At 69.3% G+C, this 3,503-nt stretch carries 3 protein-coding genes and 1 pseudogene; 2 read left to right on the top strand and 2 right to left on the bottom strand.

The window, feature by feature from the left end; genetic code table 11:
* Positions 1-22: 22 nt before the first annotated feature.
* Positions 23-724, bottom strand: coding sequence for a DedA family protein (locus ACWGH4_RS32905; protein ID WP_453467300.1), 702 nt, complete (start codon positions 722-724; stop codon positions 23-25).
* A gap of 131 nt (positions 725-855) precedes the next feature.
* Here ACWGH4_RS32905 and ACWGH4_RS32900 point away from each other — a divergent pair, with 131 nt between their 5' ends.
* A complete protein-coding gene (locus ACWGH4_RS32900) occupies positions 856-1,221 on the top strand; it encodes a YbjQ family protein (protein WP_441263645.1) in 366 nt (121 codons plus the stop codon).
* Here the strand turns inward: ACWGH4_RS32900 and ACWGH4_RS32895 are convergent.
* Positions 1,208-1,957 (bottom strand): annotated as a pseudogene (locus ACWGH4_RS32895) (MerR family transcriptional regulator); the annotation flags it as partial. The gene ACWGH4_RS32900 and the pseudogene ACWGH4_RS32895 overlap by 14 nt on opposite strands.
* A gap of 85 nt (positions 1,958-2,042) precedes the next feature.
* On the opposite strand from ACWGH4_RS32895, the gene ACWGH4_RS32890 reads away from it, so the two are divergent.
* Entirely contained in the window at positions 2,043-3,467 is a 1,425-nt protein-coding gene (locus ACWGH4_RS32890) for a glutamate decarboxylase (protein WP_453467298.1), read from the top strand.
* Positions 3,468-3,503: the final 36 nt, after the last annotated feature.

Raw genomic sequence — 3,503 nt, 5'->3', positions numbered from 1 at the left:
GTCTCCGCGTCGGCGGTCGGCGTCAGCGCTTGGCGTGACGGCCGCCGCGGGACGACGGCGGGATCTCGCCCTCCGGCGCGGAGGCGGCGGCGGCCTCCGACTTCTTGTTCTTGGAGCGGGCCCGCAGGAACTCGATCACGATCGGGACGACCGAGAGCAGGACGATCAGGATCAGGATCGCCTCGATGTTCTTGTGGACGAACTCGACCTTGCCCAGCGCGGCGCCGAGCAGCGTGACGCCGGCGCCCCACAGGACGCCGCCGATGACGTTGAAGGTGACGAACGAGCGGTAGTTCATCCGGCTCACACCGGCGATGATCGGCGTGAACGTGCGCACGATGGGCACGAAGCGGGCCAGGACCAGGGACTTCGGGCCGTACTTCTCGAAGAAGTCGTGAGCCTTCTCCACGTTCTCCTGCTTGAAGAGACGGGAGTCGGGTCGCTTGAAGAGGGCCGGGCCGACCTTGCGGCCGAAGAGATAGCCGACCTGGTCACCGATGACGGCGGCCAGCACGATCAGTGTGCAGACCAGCCACAGCGGCATGTCGATCGCGCCCGTGGTCACCAGGAGACCCGTGGTGAACAGCAGCGAGTCGCCGGGCAGGAAGAACCCGATCAGAAGGCCCGACTCGGCGAAGACGATCACCAGGACGCCGATCAGCCCGAACGTGGTGATCAGGTAGTCCGGGTCGAGCCAGCTCGGTCCGAGCGCAAGGGTGTTCACGAGGTCCGGGCTCCTGTGGTGATAGTCGTCGGCAGGGTCGGCTGCCCAAAGCTATCAACGCATACGGGTGACACCCGGTTCCACCTGCCTCCCCGGATGCGAGGCGAACGCAGGGACCCGAAGCTTTCACCATGGGAATCGATGATTACGGCGGCGGGCAGGGTCCGCAGGCCGATGTGCTGGTCGTCACGACGAACGACCTCCCCGGCTTCCGTGTGGAGCAGGTGATCGGCGAGGTCTTCGGCCTGACGGTGCGCTCGCGGCATCTGGGCAGCCAGATCGGGTCCGGCCTGAAGTCGATGATCGGCGGCGAGCTCAAGGGTCTGACCAAGACACTCGTGGAGACCCGCAACCAGGCCATGGAGCGCCTGGTCGAGCAGGCCCGGTCACGGGGTGCGAACGCGGTGCTCGCGTTCCGCTTCGACGTGACGGAGGCCGCGGACGTCGGCACGGAGGTCTGCGCCTACGGCACGGCGGTGACGGTCGCGAAGGTGTGACGAGGACGTCGGCGGGCCCGTACGCCGCAAGGCCCGGCCTGGCCTTGTCGATGTTGCGGGTGAACCGTTCGTCGGCGACGTACATCTCGGCCAGGCCCGTGTGGATCTCGTACGTGCAGGTGTAGTGGTGGCTCGAGATCCACCGGCGGTGGTCCTCCGCCACGTCCATGGCGGCCTGGGACTCCGGCTCCTCGCCCGCGTCCATCAGCGCCACGAAGCGCCGGGTGATCTCGTCGGCCTCGCGCTGGATGCGCAGCCAGTCCTCCTTCGTGTACGAGGCCGTGCGCCGCCGGGACTCCTCGTACGCGTCGGTGCCGCCCCAGCGCTGCTCGGTCTCCTCGGCGTACTCGTCGGGGTCGAAGTCCCCGAAGACCTCGAACTTCTCCTCGGGCGTCAGGTTGATGCCCATCTTCTTCGCCTCCATGGCTCGTTCCACGGCGGCGGCCATCTCCTTGAGTCTGGTGATCCGGGCGGAGAGCAGTTCGTGCTGCCGCCGCAGGTGGGCCTGCGGATCCGCGTCGGGGTCGTCCAGGAGTGCCGCCACCTCTTCGAGGGGAAAGCCGAGCTCCCGGTAGAACAGGATCTGCTGAAGCCGGTCCAGGTCGGCGTCGTCGTACCGCCGGTGGCCCGACCCGCTGCGGCCGCTCGGACGCAGCAGTCCGATCTCGTCGTAGTGGTGCAGGGCGCGCACCGTGACTCCGGCGAAACGGGCGACCTGTCCCACGGAGTAGCTCATCGCCTTCGCTCCCTTCCTTCGCGTTACGGGCCCAGGCTGCTGCCTCACGTTGCGTGAGGTGCAAGCCCGTACGAGCCTGTGGCCTATGGCACTCCACCAGGGCACCACCGGGACCGAGGACCACACACCGGAGCGGCGCAGGCTCGCGGTCAACCCCTTCTTCGGTCCGGCCGACCCGGTCGGCGGGATGACGGCCGCCCCGCCCACGCACCGCCTCCCGGACGGCCCGATGCCGCCTCTCACGGCGTATCAGCTGGTGCACGACGAGCTCATGCTCGACGGGAACTCCCGTCTCAACCTCGCCACCTTCGTCACCACCTGGATGGAGCCGCAGGCGGCGGAGCTGATGGCCGAGTGCCGCGACAAGAACATGATCGACAAGGACGAGTACCCGCGCACGGCGGAGCTGGAGCGCAGATGTGTGGCGATGCTCGCCGACCTGTGGCACGCGCCGGACCCGGCCTCGGCCGTCGGCTGTTCGACCACCGGCTCGAGCGAGGCCTGCATGCTCGCCGGGATGGCCCTCAAGCGGCGGTGGGCGAAGCGGAACGCCGACCGCTATCCGGCGAAGGCCCGGCCCAACCTGGTGATGGGCGTCAACGTGCAGGTCTGCTGGGACAAGTTCTGCGCCTTCTGGGAGGTCGAGCCACGGCTCGTGCCCATGGAGGGGAACCGCTTCCATCTCGACCCCCAGGCCGCCGCCGAGCTGTGCGACGAGAACACCATCGGGGTGGTGGCGGTGCTCGGCTCGACCTTCGACGGCTCCTACGAGCCGGTCGGCGAGCTCTGCGCCGCGCTGGACGACCTCCAGGAGCGCACCGGCCTGGACGTCCCGGTCCATGTCGACGGAGCGTCGGGCGCGATGGTCGCCCCGTTCCTCGACGAGGACCTCGTCTGGGACTTCCGGCTGCCGCGGGTGTGCTCGATCAACACCTCGGGGCACAAGTACGGGCTGGTCTACCCCGGTGTGGGGTGGGCGCTGTGGCGGTCGCCCGACGAACTCCCCGAGGAGCTGGTGTTCCGGGTGAACTACCTCGGCGGCGACATGCCGACGTTCGCCCTCAACTTCTCCCGCCCCGGCGCGCAGGTGGTGGCGCAGTACTACACGTTCCTGCGGCTCGGGCGCGAGGGCTACCGGGCCGTCCAGGGGACGGCCCGCGAGGTCGCGACGGGGCTCGCCGCCCGGATCGGGGCGCTGGACGACTTCCAGCTGCTCACCGCGGGCGACCAGTTGCCCGTCTTCGCGTTCACGACCGCGCCCGAGGTGACGTCGTTCGACGTCTTCGACGTGTCGCGGCGGCTGCGGGAGAAGGGGTGGCTGGTGCCCGCCTACACCTTCCCGGCGAACCGCCGGGACCTCTCGGTGCTGCGGGTGGTCTGCCGCAACGGCTTCTCCGCGGACCTGGCGGAACTGCTCCTGGAGGATCTGCGGCTGCTGCTTCCCGAACTGCGAGCCCAGTCCCACCCTTTGACCAGGAGCACCGCGGAGGCCACGGCCTTCCACCACTGAGCGGGGCCCGGCAGCGGCCGCGGGCCGGTGCCGGGC

This window comes from Streptomyces sp. NPDC054847, assembly GCF_053610925.1.
This window is presented reverse-complemented; position numbering and strand designations above follow the sequence as displayed.

Bases quoted from the DNA above. Each gene is read 5' to 3' on its own strand.
- ACWGH4_RS32900 (WP_441263645.1), top strand. From the start codon at position 856: ATGGGAATCGATGATTACGGCGGCGGGCAGGGTCCGCAGGCCGATGTG.
- ACWGH4_RS32890 (WP_453467298.1), top strand. From the start codon at position 2,043: ATGGCACTCCACCAGGGCACCACCGGGACCGAGGACCACACACCGGAG.